The 15,137-nt window shown below is 73.9% G+C and carries 15 protein-coding genes; 10 read left to right on the top strand and 5 right to left on the bottom strand.

All coding sequences use genetic code 11. The features are described 5' to 3' along the window. Window positions 1–175 precede the first annotated feature (175 nt). Window positions 176–367 (top strand): DUF5999 family protein, encoded by a 192-nt coding sequence (locus ABT123_RS02685; RefSeq protein WP_351308698.1) that lies wholly within the window; start codon window positions 176–178, stop codon window positions 365–367. A 126-nt stretch (window positions 368–493) separates the two neighbouring features. On the opposite strand, the gene ABT123_RS02680 is transcribed toward ABT123_RS02685, so the two are convergent. Then, entirely contained in the window at window positions 494–2,611 is a 2,118-nt protein-coding gene (locus tag ABT123_RS02680) for an ATP-binding protein (RefSeq protein ID WP_351308695.1), read from the bottom strand. Window positions 2,612–2,698: 87 nt separating this feature from the next. Beyond that, window positions 2,699–3,673 carry a fibronectin type III domain-containing protein gene (locus ABT123_RS02675; protein WP_351308692.1) on the bottom strand — a complete coding sequence of 325 codons (975 nt, stop codon included), beginning with the start codon at window positions 3,671–3,673 and terminating at the stop codon, window positions 2,699–2,701. A 155-nt stretch (window positions 3,674–3,828) separates the two neighbouring features. On the opposite strand from ABT123_RS02675, the gene ABT123_RS02670 reads away from it, so the two are divergent. From ABT123_RS02670 to ABT123_RS02640, 7 genes are all read left to right on the top strand, one after another. Continuing rightward, window positions 3,829–5,436, top strand: a complete 1,608-nt coding sequence (locus ABT123_RS02670; protein WP_351308689.1) for an ABC transporter substrate-binding protein — start codon at window positions 3,829–3,831, stop codon at window positions 5,434–5,436. 23 nt (window positions 5,437–5,459) lie between these two features. Further along, entirely contained in the window at window positions 5,460–6,425 is a 966-nt protein-coding gene (locus ABT123_RS02665) for an ABC transporter permease (protein ID WP_351308687.1), read from the top strand. Next, entirely contained in the window at window positions 6,418–7,317 is a 900-nt protein-coding gene (locus ABT123_RS02660) for an ABC transporter permease (protein WP_351308684.1), read from the top strand. The genes ABT123_RS02665 and ABT123_RS02660 overlap by 8 nt, the downstream gene beginning before the upstream one ends. Window positions 7,318–7,595: 278 nt before the next feature. Beyond that, window positions 7,596–8,633 carry an ABC transporter ATP-binding protein gene (locus ABT123_RS02655; protein WP_351309025.1) on the top strand — a complete coding sequence of 346 codons (1,038 nt, stop codon included), beginning with the start codon at window positions 7,596–7,598 and terminating at the stop codon, window positions 8,631–8,633. After that, window positions 8,626–9,285, top strand: coding sequence for an ABC transporter ATP-binding protein (locus ABT123_RS02650; RefSeq protein ID WP_351308681.1), 660 nt, complete (start codon window positions 8,626–8,628; stop codon window positions 9,283–9,285). The genes ABT123_RS02655 and ABT123_RS02650 overlap by 8 nt, the downstream gene beginning before the upstream one ends. A 99-nt stretch (window positions 9,286–9,384) precedes the next feature. Further along, the gene (locus ABT123_RS02645) at window positions 9,385–9,579 is read left to right on the top strand and encodes a hypothetical protein (RefSeq protein WP_351308679.1); all 195 of its coding nucleotides are present in this window, start codon (window positions 9,385–9,387) and stop codon (window positions 9,577–9,579) included. Between the two features lie 145 nt (window positions 9,580–9,724). Next, on the top strand, window positions 9,725–11,293 hold the full coding sequence (locus ABT123_RS02640) for a PQQ-binding-like beta-propeller repeat protein (protein ID WP_351308676.1): 1,569 nt from the start codon (window positions 9,725–9,727) through the stop codon (window positions 11,291–11,293). A 103-nt stretch (window positions 11,294–11,396) separates the two neighbouring features. Here ABT123_RS02640 and ABT123_RS02635 read toward each other — a convergent pair whose 3' ends face one another. Continuing rightward, window positions 11,397–11,570: a CsbD family protein gene (locus ABT123_RS02635; protein WP_351308673.1), complete on the bottom strand. Its 174-nt coding sequence runs from the start codon at window positions 11,568–11,570 to the stop codon at window positions 11,397–11,399. A gap of 141 nt (window positions 11,571–11,711) precedes the next feature. Here ABT123_RS02635 and ABT123_RS02630 point away from each other — a divergent pair, with 141 nt between their 5' ends. Further along, entirely contained in the window at window positions 11,712–13,253 is a 1,542-nt protein-coding gene (locus ABT123_RS02630) for an FAD-dependent oxidoreductase (protein WP_351308670.1), read from the top strand. Further along, window positions 13,253–13,531: a hypothetical protein gene (locus tag ABT123_RS02625; RefSeq protein WP_351308667.1), complete on the top strand. Its 279-nt coding sequence runs from the start codon at window positions 13,253–13,255 to the stop codon at window positions 13,529–13,531. The genes ABT123_RS02630 and ABT123_RS02625 overlap by 1 nt, the downstream gene beginning before the upstream one ends. Window positions 13,532–13,550: 19 nt before the next feature. Here ABT123_RS02625 and ABT123_RS02620 read toward each other — a convergent pair whose 3' ends face one another. Together ABT123_RS02620 and ABT123_RS02615 are read right to left on the bottom strand one after the other, a co-directional pair. Beyond that, window positions 13,551–14,183 carry a sigma-70 family RNA polymerase sigma factor gene (locus ABT123_RS02620; protein WP_502970838.1) on the bottom strand — a complete coding sequence of 211 codons (633 nt, stop codon included), beginning with the start codon at window positions 14,181–14,183 and terminating at the stop codon, window positions 13,551–13,553. A gap of 161 nt (window positions 14,184–14,344) precedes the next feature. Further along, the gene (locus ABT123_RS02615) at window positions 14,345–14,998 is read right to left on the bottom strand and encodes a hypothetical protein (RefSeq protein WP_351308664.1); all 654 of its coding nucleotides are present in this window, start codon (window positions 14,996–14,998) and stop codon (window positions 14,345–14,347) included. Window positions 14,999–15,137 lie beyond the last annotated feature (139 nt).

Here is a 15,137-nt window from a genome sequence, read left to right as displayed (position 1 = left end):
GACAATCCGGATGGCGGGCATGAACGCATCGTAATCGGACAGCAGCGCGCCGAACTGGACCCCCAATATGGGTTCCGCCCGGGGGCAGTGATCTGTAATGCTCCTCGCCACCGTGGATCGCGGAATCGACCGGGTGACCACCGGCCCTCCGCCCCACACTGCGAGGAGGTGCGCCATGTGCTCCCACCAGCCCCCCTGCCCCAGCGCCGACAGTGCCGACCGTGAAGCAGCCTGCGTCGTCGCTTCCCGCCCCGAACAGGGCTGGAGCCTGCTCTGCAACGGTGCCGTCGTCTTCGACGACACCGGCGAGCTGCTCCCCGACGGCCGCACGGTGGAACCGAACCGGCCGGCCCCGGCCCTGGTCTGAGCGAGGAGGCGCCCATGCGTCAGCAGCTGATCCGCAAGCCCGTTCCCAAGCCGGCCCCCCGAGACCTGGACCTGCGCACCCCGTCGGGAAGACCGCTCCCGTACTGATGCCGGGTCCGGGCGGCGGTCAGCCGGTGGGCACCTGGGCGCCGCCGCGGAAGGCGATCTCGTACGCCGCGTCGCCGATCGCCGCACGGGCCTGCCGTTCGCCCGCGTCCCGGACGGCCGTGAGCGAGGGCGAGCCCATCTGCGGCCGGCCCACCGTCCGCCACCAGGCGTGGCCGTTGCCCAGCAGCCGGGCCGCGAGCTCCCCGTCGCCCTGTGCGGCGACCGCGGCGGCCAGCAGGTCCAGGCCCAGCGCGATGCCGAACCGGTCGCCCAGCAGCCGTTTGCCCGAGAGCATGGCCCGCACGTGCCGGGCCGCCTCGTCCGGCTGCCCCAGCCGCAGCGCCGCCATGGCCAGCATGTAGTCCGCATAGGCCCGCAGCCAGCGCTCGCCGAGCTCCGCGCAGGCCTCCCGCAGCCCGGTGGCCTCCTCCACCGCCTCCTCGAACCGGCCGAGGTCGCACAGGGCGTACGAGGCCGCCAGCCGGCACAGCAGCCAGCCCGGCCCGCTCGACCGGCCGCCGATCGCCCCCCGGGCCTGTGGGCCCGACAGCTGCAGCGCCTGCTTCGGTGCGCCGGGCATCAGCACCGCCGCCGCCAGCAGGTACGCCGCCCGCAGCTCGCGCTCCGGATCGGCCAGCCGGGCCGCGGCCTCCGTGCACTGCTCGCCGTACGCCCGCGCCGTGGCCAGGTCTCCCTGGATGAGGCAGATCAGCCCGAGCGCCCACAGCCCCTGGGTGTACGCCGCACCGGTCGGCGGGGCCGTCCGCAGGGCCCGCTCCAGGTAGGTCCGGCCCTCGTGCCCGTACCCGCAGCAGAACCAGAGGAACCAGAGGGCTCCCGCCATCTCCAGGGCGGCTGCCGGGTCGGTGCCCAGCAGATGCTCCAGGGCGGTGCGCAGCTGCATGAGGTCGGCGGTCATCCGGCGGTGCCAGTCCAGCTGGCCGGGGCCCAGCCAGCCGGTGTCCGCGGCCTGCGCGAGCTGGGCGTACCAGTGGGCGTGCCGGTCGGCGAGGGTGCGTACCTCGCCCAGCTCGGCCAGCCAGTCGTGCCCGTACTCGCGGAGGGTGTCGAGCATGAGGTACCGGGTGCCCGTCCCGTACGCGCCGGCGGTGCCGGACTGCCGGACCACCGATTTGGCGACGAGCGAGGCCAGCACCTGTTCCACCCGGCCGGCCGGCAGCGGCCCGCCGGCGCAGACCGCCCGGGCCGCGGCCAGGTCGAAGTCCCCGGCGAACACCGAGAGCCGGGCCCACAGCAGCCGTTCCACCGGCGCGCACAGTTCGTGGCTCCAGCCGATGGCCGTGCGCAGGGTCTGGTGCCGGGGCAGCAGCGGAGCGGGGGCATCGGAGGGGATCTCGAAGCGGAGGTCGAGCTTCTGCGCGAGCTCCTCCAGGCTCCACCGCCGCAGCCGGGCCCCGGCCAGTTCCAGGGCGAGCGGGATCCCGTCGAGCCGGCGGCAGACCTCGGCCGCGAGGGCGGCCCGGCCGGGGTCGGCGAACAGGCCCGTGGCCCGCGCGGTGGCGGTCAGGGCCCGTTCCCGGAACAGCGTGAGGGCGTCGCTGTCGGGTCCGTCGGCGGGCAGCGGGCAGAGTTCGAGGAGGGCCTCGCCGGGGCAGCCGAGCGGTTCGCGGGTGGTGGTCAGGACCGTCAGCCCGGGTGCGGTCTGGAGGAGTTCGCCGACCAGGTGGCGGGAGGCGGCGACCAGGTGCTCGCAGGTGTCGAGGACGAGCAGCAGTTCCTTGTCCGCCATCCAGGAGCAGAGCTCCTCGTCCAGGGAGCGGGTGGACTGCACCGCGAGGCCGAGGGCGTGGGCCACGGTCGCGGTCAGCAGCTCCGGATCGCGCAGCGGGGAGAGCTCCACCCACCAGACGCCGTCGCGGTGGGCGGGTCTTCGGGGCCGGGCGAGGTCGCGGACGGCGCGCAGGGCCAGCCGTGATTTGCCGACGCCGCCCACGCCGGTCACGGTGATCAGCCTGCGCTCACGCAACAGGGCATCGAGCAGACCGAGTTCACGAACTCGGCCGACGAAACTCGCCGACTCCGGCGGCAGATTTCCCGGCACGGCGTCAGATTCTGGCTCAGAACCGCCGCCGGAGTCGCCCGCCTGACCGCTGTTGATCGCATGTGTGCCGGACATGGCTGCATTGTGTGTGGTCTTCGTCTGCCGGATGGCAGTTCCGTGCTGATCTTGGCCGAGATGGGGCGGTCGTGGTCGCGGTCGCGGTCACGGGGTGAGGGTGACCCGGCGTTCGGCGGAGAAGGCGCCCCAGCTGCCGTCGGGCAGCCGGGCGCGCAGTTTCACCCGCCACTCGGTGCCGGCCGGTTCGGCCACCGTCAGCCGGTGCTCGGCCCGCCCGGTGGGGACCGCGCCGGCGCCGAACTGGATCACCGTGGTGGCCCGTCCGTCCACGTGCAGCTCGTACTCGCGGGTCTCCCGGCCGGTGTCCGGCGGGGTCCAGGAGAGGGTCACCGTGCCGGGGGAGGCGGTGGCGGTGAAATCGCCGGGGGAGGTGCTCGGGCCCTCGCCGTCAGCGGGCTCGGTGGTGATGTCCACCGGGGGGCTGTCGGGGGAGGAGTTGTCCGCGCCGTCCCGGGCCCGCACGGTGAAGGTGTAGACGGTGTCCGGCCGCAGCCCGGTGAGCCGGGTGCCCGTCTCGGTGCCCGCCACCGTGTGGATGCGGACCCCGCCCTGGTACACGTCGTACGCCGTGACGCCCGCCTCGTCGGTGGCCGCCGACCAGGACAGCCGGGCCTCCCGGGGGCCCGCCGGGCTGCCGGCGGCGCGGGCCGGGGCGGTCGGGGCCTGCCGGTCCTCGGCCCGGGCGGCCGGGGTGGTGACCTCCGCCTGCGGCCCGGCCGGGGAGAGGTTCCCGGCCGCGTCCAGGGCCCGTACGGTGAAGGCGTACCGGGTCTGCGGGCTCAGCCCGGTGACATCGGTCATGGTCTTCTCGGCGGGCAGCTCGCGGACCATGCGGTCGCCCTGGAACACCCGGTAGCCGGTGACCCCCTCCCGGCCGTCCGCCGCCTCCCACATGACGTGGACCGAACTGGCGCTGCCCGCCTGTGCGGTGAGCCCGGCGGGGGCGGCCGGAGGTGTGGTGTCCGGACTGCTGCAGGCGGTCAGGCCGGTCCCGGCCAGGGCGCACAGCAGTGCGGCGAGGGCCGCGGCGGGCGCGGTGGGCACTGCGGAGCGTCGCACGGGGTACTCCCTCGCCTCCCGTATAAAAGGTCTGGACCTTTATGGCATGCGCGGCGGTGGCCGGACAAGAGTGGGTTCGTCTTCCACTGATCCCTTCTGGCAGTATTGCGACCGATTCGCAAGAGAAAATGAACTGCAGCAGGGATGTGCACAGCATGACGGCCCGCACGGCACGAGGACTGGCCGCGACCACGCTGGCCGCCGCACTCATCACGGGCGCAGCGGCCTGTTCGAAGCCGTCGGAGGGCAGCGCGGATGGTTCCGCCGGCCCGGACGCCGGGACCTCGGCGGTGGTGGGCATCGCCACCGAGCCGGAGAGCCTGAGCCCGCTGCTCGGCTACGGCAAGGACGGCAACTCGAAGATATTCGACGGGCTGCTGGCCCACGACGCCGACATGAAGCTGAAGCCCGCGCTCGCCGCGGCGCTCCCGCAGGTCTCCGCGGACGGCCTCACCTACACCTACCGGCTGCGGCCCGGGGTGACCTTCAGCGACGGAACGCCCTTCACCGCCAAGGACGTCGTCTTCACCTACCGGACCATCCTCGACCCGAAGACCAACAACGCCTCCAGGAGCGAGCTCGACGCCCTCGCGGCCGTCGAGGCCCAGGGCACGGACGGCGTCGTCTTCACCCTCAAGTACCCCTACGCGCCGTTCGCCGAGCGGACCGTGCTGCCGATCGTCCCCGAACACATCGCGGGCCGCCAGGACGTCAACAGCGGAGAGTTCACGACCAAGCCGGTCGGCACCGGCCCCTACCTGCTCACCGGCTGGTCCAAGGGCGAAAAGCTCAGCTTCCGGGCCAACCCCTCCTACTGGGGCGGCGAGCCCGCGGTGAAGAAGTTCACCATGGCCGTCATCAAGGACGACGACGTCCGCGCCACCCGGCTCCGGTCGGGCGAGCTCGACGCCGCCGTCCTGCCGCCGAACCTGGCCAAGGGCTTCGAGAAGGACACCCGGCGGAAGATCCACGCCGCCACCTCCTACGACTACCGCAATGTGACCCTGCCCACCCACCACCAGGTCACCGGCGACCTCGCGGTCCGCCGGGCCCTGGACATCGCCGTGGACCGCAAGGCCATGGTCGACAAGCTCCTCGAAGGAGCCGGCAAGCCCGCCTACGGCCCGGTCCCGACCGGCAGCCCCTGGTTCACCGCCGGCACCGAGCGCACCCACGACCTGGCGAAGGCCCGCGCGATCCTCGACGAAGCGGGCTGGAAGCCCGGCGAGGACGGCATCCGGGTCAAGGACGGCATCCGCGCCGCCTTCCCCCTCTGGTACACCTCCGGCGACAAGATCCGCCAGGACCACGCCCTCGCCTTCGCCTCCGACGCCAAGAAGGCCGGCATCGAGGTCACCACCCAAGCCGGCACCTGGGAGGTCATCGAGCCGCGGATGAAGACCGAGGCCGTGCTGGCCGGCGGCGGCTCCCCGGCCGACCCCGACTTCGACCAGTACCTGCTGCTCACCTCCTCGCTCGGCGGCGACGGCTTCAACAACATGGCCCGGTACGCCAACCCGGCCGTGGACCAGGCCCTGGAGACGGGCCGCAAGAGCGGGGACCCGGCCGCGCGCAAGACCGCGTACGACACGGTCCAGCGCGAGCTCGTGAAGAACCCGGGCTATGTCTTCCTCACCCACATCGACCACCTCTACGTGGTGGACGACCGGTGGGACGGACTGTCCACCCAGGTGGAGCCGCACGACCACGGACTGGGCACCGGCCCCTGGTGGAACGTCGAAGCCTGGAAGCCCAAGAAGTGACCCGCCGGCTGCCCTGGCGGCCCATGGCACGGATGGCGGTGCGGCGGACCCTGTTCGCCGCACCCGTGCTGCTCGCCGTCACCTTCGCGGTGTTCGCGGTCGCCGCGCTCTCCCCCTTCGACCCGGTCAAGGCGTACGCCGGCACCGCCGGACTCACCGCCTCCCAGGCCGAGCTCGACCAGCTCCGGGCCAACCTCGGCGTGGACCGGCCGCTGGTTACCCGCTGGTGGGACTGGCTGACCGCGGCCCTCACCGGCGACCTCGGCGACTCCGCCGTCCTGCGGCAGCCCGTCGCCGACGCCATCGCCGAACGGGTCGGCTGGTCGGCGCTGCTGGCCGCGACCGCCTTTGCGCTGGCCGTGCTGCTCGGCACCGCGCTCGGGGTGCTGGCCGCCCGCCGGCCCGGCGGCGCGCTCGACCGCTGCGCCACCTCGTTGGCCTACACCCTGGAGGCCGCCCCGGCCTTCTGGCTGGGGCTGCTCGCCATCTGGTTTTTCTCCGTCCGCCTCGGCGTGCTGCCCTCCGGCGGGCTCACCGACGCCGCCAGCGACACCGTCACCTTCGACCAGGTCGCCACCCATCTGGTGCTGCCCGCGCTGGTCCTGGGCGTCTCCCAGCTCCCCTGGTTCTTCCTGTACGTCCGGCAGGGCGTGGCCGACGCGCTGGCGGAGGACCCGGTCCGAGGCGCCCGCGCCCGCGGCCTGGCCGGGCGGACGGTCCTGCTCGGCCACGGGCTGCGGGCCGGCCTGCTGCCGATGCTGACCCTGATCGGCTCCCGGGTCCCCGAACTCATCACCGGGGCGCTGCTCGTGGAGACCGTGTTCAGCTGGCCGGGCATCGCCGCCGCGACCGTACAGGCCGCCACCGCCGTGGACTTCCCGCTGCTCGCGGCGCTGACGGTGCTGGCCACCGCCGCCGTACTGGCCGGCAACCTGCTGTCCGACCTGCTCTACGGACTGGCCGACCCGAGGGTGGGCTTCGATGGCTGAGCCGGCCGGCAGCGGCGGTGCCGGGCCGGTGTGGCGGGCGGCGGGGCGCCGGGGCCGGCCCCGGCGGTCCACTCGGACCCTGCGGGTGCGCAGCTCCGCCATCCTGGTGGGGGTGATCGTGCTCGCGGTCCTGCTGGTGCCGCCGCTGGTCCGGCTCGACCAGCAGGCCGTGGACCTCTCCGCGAGACTCCTGCCGCCGTCCTGGGCGCACCCGTTCGGCACCGACGACCTCGGCCGGGACCTGCTGCTGCGCTGCGTCTACGGGCTGCGGGTCTCGCTGCTGGTCGGGCTGGTCGCGGCCCTGGTCGCCACCGTCATCGGCACCGCGGTGGGCGCGGTGGCGGCGGCGCTCGGCGGCTGGACGGACCGGCTCGTGATGCGGGTGGTCGACGCCCTGTCGTCCGTCCCGCACCTGCTGCTGGGCGTCTTCATCGTGGCCCTGTTCCGGCCCGGGGTGTGGCCGGTGGTGGTCTCCGTGGCCCTCACCCACTGGCTGTCCACGGCCCGGATCGTGCGGGCGGAAGTGCTCTCGCTGCGGTCCCGGCCGTTCATCGACGCGGCGGTCTCCGGCGGTGCGTCACGGTGGCGGATCACCGTCCGGCACCTGATCCCGGGGGTCCTTCCGCAGGCGGGGCTCGCCGCGGTGCTGATGGTTCCGCACGCGATGTGGCACGAGTCGGCGCTGTCCTTCCTGAGCCTCGGCCTCCCGTCCCACCAGGCCAGCCTGGGCACGCTCGTGCAGAGCGGCCGGGGTTCCCTCCTGGCGGGCGACTGGTGGCCGACCCTGTTCCCGGGCCTCTGCCTGATCGTCCCCACCCTCGCCCTCGCGGGCCTGGCGGGCGCCTGGCGCGACCGCCTGAACCCCCGCCGCCGCTCGGAGCTGATGCTATGACCTCCGGTCCGTCCGCCGCCGTGCCTCCCGCCGCCGTGGGCGGCGCTGCCGCCGTGCCCGCCGGTGCCGTGGGCGGCTGCGCCGCCGTGACTGCCGGTGCGGTGGGCGGCTGCGCCGCCGTGCCTGCCGGTGCCGGTGCGGCCGTGGTGCCTGCCGGTGCGGTGGGCGGCTGCGCTGCCGTGTCTGCCGGTGCCGATGCCGCCGCTGTCGCGTCCAGCGGGACCGGCTACAGGTCTGGCGCTGTCCCGGCCGGGGCGGCCGGCGGGGCCGGGTTGCAGATGGCCGGGGCGGCGCCCAACGGGCTGCCGGTCCCCGGCCGGCCCGTGCTTACCGTGGACCGGCTCTCGGTCCGGTTCCGGATGCGCGGCGGCGGCCGGGTCGCGGCCGTCAGCGACGCCTCGTTCCGGCTCGCCGAGGGGGAGTGCCTGGCCCTCGTCGGGGAGTCCGGCTGCGGCAAGTCGGTGCTCGCCTCCGCCCTGCTCGGGCTGCTGCCCGGCAACGCGGAGACCGCCGGCTCGGCCCGGCTGGCCGACGGGCTCGACCTGCTCGCCGCCGACGAGCGGACCCTCGCCCGTACCGTACGGGGCCGCCGCGTCGGCCTGGTCCCGCAGAGCCCGGCCGCCCATCTCACCCCGGTCCGCACCGTCCGCGCCCACCTGGAGGAAACGATCCGCGAGCTGTCCCGCCCCCGTCCCGGGGCGACGGGCACGGACCGGCCGGAGGGTGCCGGCGGCGACCGGCCTGGCGGCCGGGGCCGGCGGAAGGTGTGGTTGCGGAAGGCTGCCGAAGCTGCCGCCGGGCGGGCTGCGTTTCCTGTGGGGCATCTCGACCGGTATCCGCACGAGCTGTCCGGCGGGCTCGCCCAGCGTGCCGCCAATGCCCTCGCCCTGGTCGGCGGCGCCCCCCTGCTGCTCGCCGACGAGCCGACCACCGGCCTGGACCGGGACCTGGTCGACCGTACGGTGGACGAGCTCCGCGCGCACACCCGGGAAGCCGGCCGGGCTCTGTTGATGATCACGCACGATCTGGCCGCCGCCGAGCGGATCGCCGACACCGTGGCCGTCATGTACGCCGGCCGGATCGTCGAACACGCCCCCGCCGCACGCTTCTTCGGCGACCCCGGGCCCCGCCACCCCTACGCCCGCGGACTGCTCGCCGCCCTCCCCGAGCGCGCCTTCACCCCCATCCCCGGCTCCCCGCCCGAACTCGGCGCCCTCCCTCCTGGCTGCGCCTTCGCCGCCCGCTGCCCGCGCGCCGACGCGGTCTGCGAGGTACGCCCCACCCTCACCGACGGAGTGGCCTGCCATCATGCTTGAGCTGCACGGCATCACCGCCGGCTACGCACCCGGCCCGCCCGTGGTCCGCGACGCGCACCTGACCCTGCGGCCCGGCGAAGCCCTCGGCCTGCTCGGCCCCAGCGGCTGCGGCAAGTCCACCCTCGCCCGGGTCGCCGCCCTGCTGCACCGCCCCGACCGCGGCACCCTCGTTCTCGACGGCACCACCGTCACCGGCTACCGCCACCGCGCACCCCGGGCGCTGCGCACCGCCGTCGGCGTGGTCTTCCAGCAGCCCCGGCTGGCCGCCGACCCCCGGCTGCGGCTGCACGAGATCATCGCCGAACCGCTGCGCGCCACCGGCCGCCGCACCGGCCTCGCCCGTACCACCGCCGACCTGGCCGCGCGGGTCGGGCTCGGCGCGGACCTGCTCACCCGCCGCCCCCACGAGGTCAGCGACGGCCAGCTGCAACGCGCCTGCCTGGCCCGCGCCTTGGTGCTGCGTCCGCGCTGGCTGGTCTGCGACGAGATGACCGCGATGCTGGACGCCTCCACCACCGCCGCACTGGTCGGCGTCGTCGAGGAGTACCGGGCCGAGACCGGGGCCGGGCTGCTCGCGGTCGGCCACGACCCCGTCCTGCTGGACCGCTGGTGTGACCGTACGACCCGGTGGAACGAGATCGTCAAGGGCTGAACGCCCGTCACGGACCGTCAACACCCGTACGGCGGACACGTCATGGACCCATCCGGACCTCCCGCTGCGCCACGATGACGCGGCACAAGGAGGTTTTCGATGGCGATTTCCCTCTCCGCGATCCTGCTGCTGCTGATCCTCGCGTGGATCTTCCTGCGCAGCGGCGGTCTCAAGTTCTCGCACGCCCTGGTCTGCATGCTGCTCGGCTTCTACCTGGCGAGCAGCAGCATGGCCGCGACCATCCACGACGGCCTTGCGGCCACGGCCAAGGTGGTGGCCGCCCTCAACCCCTGACGCAACGTTAGTTGATCAACTGTTGCGCCTTCGTGAATCATCCTCACCTTCCATGGACTCCTCGGTCCGTGCGATCTAGCGTCTGGCGGCGGCGCGATTGTCATACGGAACGTCAACAACGAGGAAGAGAACGGAGGAAGCCCCGATGGTACGCAGAGCCCTGAACTGCGGAGTGGTCCCGGCCCTCGCCGCCCTCGCGGTGCTGACCGGGGTCCTCCCGGCCCAGGCCGAGGAGATACCCAAGGCGCCCGGCCACCGCCTGGTCGGCCAGTACGACGGCAGCCCGGCCGCCGCCGCACCGCTGCCCGGCGAGGCCCCGCCGCAGCACCCGTACCTCGCGCCCAACGGCCGCAGCGGCATGCACGCCGACGCGGCCGGCAGCGCCACCGTCCCCTGGTCCGGCCCGCTCGGCCGGAACCCTCAGGTCACCAGCGAGAAGATCGCCGCCCTCGGCGGCGAATGCGCCACTGCCACCTTCGACTCCGGCGGCCGGCTGGTCACCGTGTGCGGCACCTTCTCCGGCTTCAAGGTCAAGCTTCTGGAGCCCCGTACGCTCGACACGCTCGCGGAGTACCAGCTCCCGCAGCGCTCCTCGACGGTCGAGGCGATCACCTCGCTCGACTTCTCGAAGATCTTCAAGGACACCTCGGGCGGCGCCTACTTCTACCTGGACCACCAGGACCGCGCCGTGCTGGCCGACTCCCGCCAGCACGTCCTGCGCCTCGCCCACAGCCGGAACCCGGACGGCAGCTGGAAGTTCACCGTCGAGGACGACTGGGACCTCACCGGCATCGTCCCGCACGACTGCGTCAGCTGGACCAATCTCCGGCCCAGCGGCACCTGCGACCCCGTGACCTCCGTGATGCCCGACTGGGACGGCCGGATCTGGTGGGTCACCCGGCTCGGCCGGGTCGGCACCGTGGACCCGGCCTCCGGCCGGATCCGCCACGTCCAACTGCGGGGCGAGGAGATCCAGAACTCCTTCTCGGTCGCCGAGGACGGCGTCTCCATCGTCTCCGACCATGCGCTCTACAGCTTCCGCGCCGCTCCCGACGGCACCCCCGAGGTGCAGTGGCGGCAGACCTACGACCGCGGTACGGGAACCAAGCCCGGCTCCGTGAACCAGGGTTCGGGCACCACCCCGGACCTGTTCGGCAACGGCTACGTCGCCATCACCGACAACGCCGACGACCGGATGAACGTCCTCGTCTTCCGGCGCGGCACGGACGAGCCGGACGGACAGCGGCTGGTCTGCAGGGTCCCGGTGTTCGGCTCCGGGGCCTCCACCACCGACAACTCCCTGATCAGCTGGGGCAACAGCCTCGTCGTCGAGAACAACTACGGCTACGAGAACCCGACCAGCCTGCTCTTCGGCAAGAGCGTCACCGGCGGCGTCAGCCGGATCGACGTCCGCGCCGACGGCAGCGGCTGCGACACGGTCTGGGAGAGCGGGATCCGCTCGCCCTCGACCGTCCCGAAGCTCTCCACCGCCAACGGGCTGCTCTACTTCTACGAGAAGGAGCCCAATTTCTGGGGCATCGACGCCTGGTACCTCACCGCGGTGGACTTCCGGACCGGTGAGCGCCGCTGGCGGCAGCTGACCGGCACCGGACCGCTGTACGACAACAACTGGGCCCCGATTACCCTCGGCCCGGACGGCACCGCCTACGTCGGCGTCTTCAACGGCATCGTGGCGGTCCGCGACAGCGATTGATCCGCGAGCTCCGTACTTCGCTGCACTGCACTGCACCGCACCGCCACGCCCCGCGCACGAGCGGGGCGGTGCGGTGCGGGCGGAGGAGGCGCCCGGCTCGTTGTTACTTGCCGGGCTTCTTCATCTTCTCGCCGGTCTTGGCCGCGGCCTCCTGCATCTTGCCGGTCATCTGCTCGCCGCGGCCTTCGGCCTCCATGCGCTTGTCGTCGGTCATATCGCCGACGGACTCCTTCATCTTGCCCTTGATCTGCTTGGCCTTCGCCTTGGCCTTGCTCATGATGAGTACTCCTTGCGCAGAGATCTAGAGATTTTGGGACGGTTTGCCCGCATTCACTCTCTGTCCGTCACGGCGGAGTCGCAACCGGTGACCCCAGCGCTTCCGGCGCATCCCCGGCCCGGTGCGGGGTACCCGCACGGCATGGACGACACCCCGGTGCGGGCCGCCGGCCCGCTCTCGCACTGGCTGGCCACCGCCCACCGGCCGCAGTACCCCCGACTCGACCAGGACCTCGACGTCGACATCGCGGTCATCGGCGGGGGAGTCGCCGGACTGGCCACAGCCCGGGAGCTCGCCGCCGCGGGCCGCGAGACGGTCCTGATCGAAGCGGACCGGATCCTCTCCGGCACCACCGGACACACCTCCGGGAAGCTCACCGCCCTGCACGGCCTGCTGTACGAGCGGCTGCGGCACAGCGTGGGCCCCGAAGGCGCCGGGCTGTACGCCGCCGCGCAGCAGGACGCCCTGGAGCGGGCCGCCGCGCTCGGCGCCGACCCGGCCGGCACCCCGGGCTGCGAACGGCTCCCCGCCCTCACCTACGTACGCGACCCCGGGCGGGTCGGGGAGATCCGCGCCGAGGTGACCGCCGCCCGGGCCGCCGGACTCGACGCGCGGGTGGTCACCGAGACCGGCCTGCCCTTCCCGGTGGCCGCCGCCGTGCAGCTCCCCGACCAGCTGCAGATCCATCCGGTCGGGTTCCTGACCGGCCTCGCCGAGGCCTTCACCGCCGCCGGCGGCCGGATCTTCGAGCAGACCCGGGTCACCGCCGTCCACGAGCACGCCCGGATCCGGATCGACACCGCGGACGGGGCCGTGGTCCATGCCGCCGAAGCGGTGCTCGCCTGCCTCTTCCCGCTGGTGGGGCCCGTCTCGCTGCTGATCCGGCTGAGCCCGCGCCGCGAGCTCGTGCTGGCCGCCCCCATCCCGGAGGCGGCGGACCCGCAGGGCATGTATCTGACCCCGGAGGACGGGATCCGCTCCGTCCGCACCGCCCCGTACGCCCCCGGACAGCGCCTGCTGATCGTCGCCGGGGAGTCCTTCCGGCCCGGCGAGAACGGCCACGCCGAGCGGTGGGCCCGGCTGGAGGGCTGGGCCCGGGACTCCTTCCCCGGCTTCGGCGCCGGCGGCGCGGTGCAGCGCTGGGCCGCCCAGGACCTGGACTCCGCCGACCACCTGCCCTTCGTGGGCCACCTCCACCCCGGCACCCAGCACCTGTACGTGGCCACCGGCTTCGGCGGCTGGGGCCTGACCGGCGGCATCATGGCCGGCCGGCTGCTGACCGCCCACATCCTCGGTGGGCCCCGCCCGTCGTGGACCGAGCTCTTCGACCCCCGCCGGCTGCCCCCGGCCCGGGAACTCCCCGCCCTGGTGACGGCACAGGCCGCCATCGCCGGGCACTACCTCGGCGACCGCCGCCACCTGGCCGCCGCGGAGGCCGCCGAGGCCCTCCCGCCGGGCGAAGGGGCCGTCGTACGCATCCACGGGCATCCCTGCGCCGTGCACCGCGATGCCGACGGCACCCTGCGGGCGGTGGCCGCCCGCTGTACCCACATGGGCTGTCTGGTGGCCTTCAACCGGGACGAACAGGCCTGGGAATGCCCCTGCCACGGCTCCCGGTTCGCCCCCGACGGCAGGGTCCTCCAAGGCCCGGCCACCACTCCTCTCGCACCGAGGGAGCTCTGATGAGAAGACGCCACCACTTCCACACCGACCACCTCGGCCACTCGGTCAGCGCCACCGTCCAGACCGGTCACACCGTGGTGGTGGAGGTGCTGGTCGACGGCAAGGAGACCGGCCACGCCACCACCCGGCGCGACGTTCCGGTCACCGTCACCGTCGAACTGCCGACCGATCCGCCCACCCGGGCCACCGTCCAGGCGGCAGCCGGGCCCGGCGCCCCGCTCTGCCACTTCGAGGCGCCGGACACCGGGCCGCGGGCCATGGACCCGCGCCCGTACTGACGGGTGGGCGGCGGGCGCGTCAGGCTGCCTGGGTAGCCGGGTGGTCGGGCTCGGCCAGCAGGCTGATCAGCGAGGTCCGGGCGCGGGCGACCCGGGACCGGACGGTGCCGACGGGACAGCCGATGGCATCGGCCGCCTCGGCGTAGGGCAGCCCCAGGACCTGGGTGAGCACGAAGGCCTCGCGGCGCTCGGCCGGGATCGCGGCCAGGAGTTCGGCGAGCGCGACCCCGTCCTCGAAGCCCGGCAGACCGCGCGGCTGGGCCTGTTCCGCCGCGGTCTGCCAGTCGTCCCGGCCCGAGAGTCTCGGCCGGGCCGCCGCATGCCGCAGGCTGTCGATCACCGTACGGCGGGCGATGGACAGCAGCCAGGTGCGGGCCGAGGAGCGGCCCTCGAACCGGTGCAGTGCACCCAGGGCGCGCAGGAACGTCTCCTGGGTGAGGTCCTCGGCGGCCTGCGGGTCGGCGCCGAGGAAGACGACGTACCGCCGGACGTCGCGGTGCAGGGCCCGGACGAACCGGTCCACCTGCTCGGGATCGCCGCCACGGGCGTCCAGGGCCAGCCGGGTCACGGCGTCGTCGGTACTGGTGCCGGTACTGGCGGTGGCGGCGGTTGCGGTTCGCGCCGGGCGCGTGGGCATCAGGGTAGGGGTCATCGCCTCGGGTCCTTCGTGAGGATGCGGGGAGCCGGTGCCGCAGCACATGGAAGGGCAGCACCGGTGAGTCGTCGTCAGGGGGTACGGCCGGGCGCGTATGCGCACCGGGCCGATGCCCGGAGGGCGCGACGGGTCACGTCGGCCGTCCGGGAAGCCGGCTGTCAGCGGACAGCGGTCCCCGGTGGTGGACCCCGTGAGGTGATGGCGTGGTCGAGGAGCAGCCGGTGCAAGGGCCGGGACCGGCGTTCGCGGCGGACCCGCAGGCGGGGCCGGTGCGGATGCGTTGGCACGGGCCGGCGCAGCAGCAGCCAAAGGGGCGTCAGGAACCGTCCGGCGAAGGAGCGCAGCAGCCGGAACAGTGCCTGCTCCCCGTACGCGAGCCAGAGCCCGCAGAGCAGGGCGGCGAGCAGGTGGGCGGCGGTCATCCCGGTCGGGGACATGCAGGCCATGTCGTGCCCGGCGGGGAGCTCTGCGGGGAGTCCCGCGGACAGGGCGCTGTCCGCCGCGGCGTGGCCGGCGTGGCCGGCGTGCAGGTGGTGGGCGGGGGCGGCGGGCCCGGCCGGCGGCGGGGCGCAGGAGCCCGACGGCAGTTGGTGGGCGGTCGGCTGGGCCAGCGAGAAGACCGAGTGGAGCAGGGTCTGGGCGGCGACCGCGGCCGAGGTGACCACCAGCAGACCGCGTTCCCGGGCGGCGAGCAGCCAGGCTGCCGCTCCCGTCCCCGCGAACCCCGCGGCGATCGTCCACCAGGGCACCGGGGCACCCGACATCAGCACGTGGCCCAGCGATGCGAGCAGCACACAGACGGCTGCGAACACCGCAGCCCGTAGCCCTCGACACCCCCGGTCCGGATTCATTGCGGGCTCATCCTTGCACCCCGTCCGGCGGACCAACACGGGGAACGCTCGACTCATTCTCGACCTGCGGCCGGGCTGCGGGGGTGTGACCACGGCCACC

It is taken from the genome of Streptomyces sp. NPDC002054 (genome assembly GCF_040296685.1).
GTDB lineage: Bacteria > Actinomycetota > Actinomycetes > Streptomycetales > Streptomycetaceae > Streptomyces.
The sequence above is the reverse complement of the archived record's forward strand: the minus strand, read 5'-3'. Positions and strand labels throughout refer to the sequence as shown.

Bases quoted from the DNA above. Each gene is read 5' to 3' on its own strand.
- ABT123_RS02665 (WP_351308687.1), top strand. From the start codon at position 5,460: ATGGCACGGATGGCGGTGCGGCGGACCCTGTTCGCCGCACCCGTGCTG.
- ABT123_RS02625 (WP_351308667.1), top strand. From the start codon at position 13,253: ATGAGAAGACGCCACCACTTCCACACCGACCACCTCGGCCACTCGGTC.
- ABT123_RS02670 (WP_351308689.1), top strand. From the start codon at position 3,829: ATGACGGCCCGCACGGCACGAGGACTGGCCGCGACCACGCTGGCCGCC.
- ABT123_RS02685 (WP_351308698.1), top strand. From the start codon at position 176: ATGTGCTCCCACCAGCCCCCCTGCCCCAGCGCCGACAGTGCCGACCGT.
- ABT123_RS02635 (WP_351308673.1), bottom strand. From the start codon at position 11,570: ATGAGCAAGGCCAAGGCGAAGGCCAAGCAGATCAAGGGCAAGATGAAG.
- ABT123_RS02680 (WP_351308695.1), bottom strand. From the start codon at position 2,611: ATGTCCGGCACACATGCGATCAACAGCGGTCAGGCGGGCGACTCCGGC.
- ABT123_RS02640 (WP_351308676.1), top strand. From the start codon at position 9,725: ATGGTACGCAGAGCCCTGAACTGCGGAGTGGTCCCGGCCCTCGCCGCC.
- ABT123_RS02620 (WP_502970838.1), bottom strand. From the start codon at position 14,183: ATGACCCCTACCCTGATGCCCACGCGCCCGGCGCGAACCGCAACCGCC.
- ABT123_RS02645 (WP_351308679.1), top strand. From the start codon at position 9,385: ATGGCGATTTCCCTCTCCGCGATCCTGCTGCTGCTGATCCTCGCGTGG.
- ABT123_RS02660 (WP_351308684.1), top strand. From the start codon at position 6,418: ATGGCTGAGCCGGCCGGCAGCGGCGGTGCCGGGCCGGTGTGGCGGGCG.
- ABT123_RS02650 (WP_351308681.1), top strand. From the start codon at position 8,626: ATGCTTGAGCTGCACGGCATCACCGCCGGCTACGCACCCGGCCCGCCC.
- ABT123_RS02655 (WP_351309025.1), top strand. From the start codon at position 7,596: ATGGCCGGGGCGGCGCCCAACGGGCTGCCGGTCCCCGGCCGGCCCGTG.
- ABT123_RS02630 (WP_351308670.1), top strand. From the start codon at position 11,712: ATGGACGACACCCCGGTGCGGGCCGCCGGCCCGCTCTCGCACTGGCTG.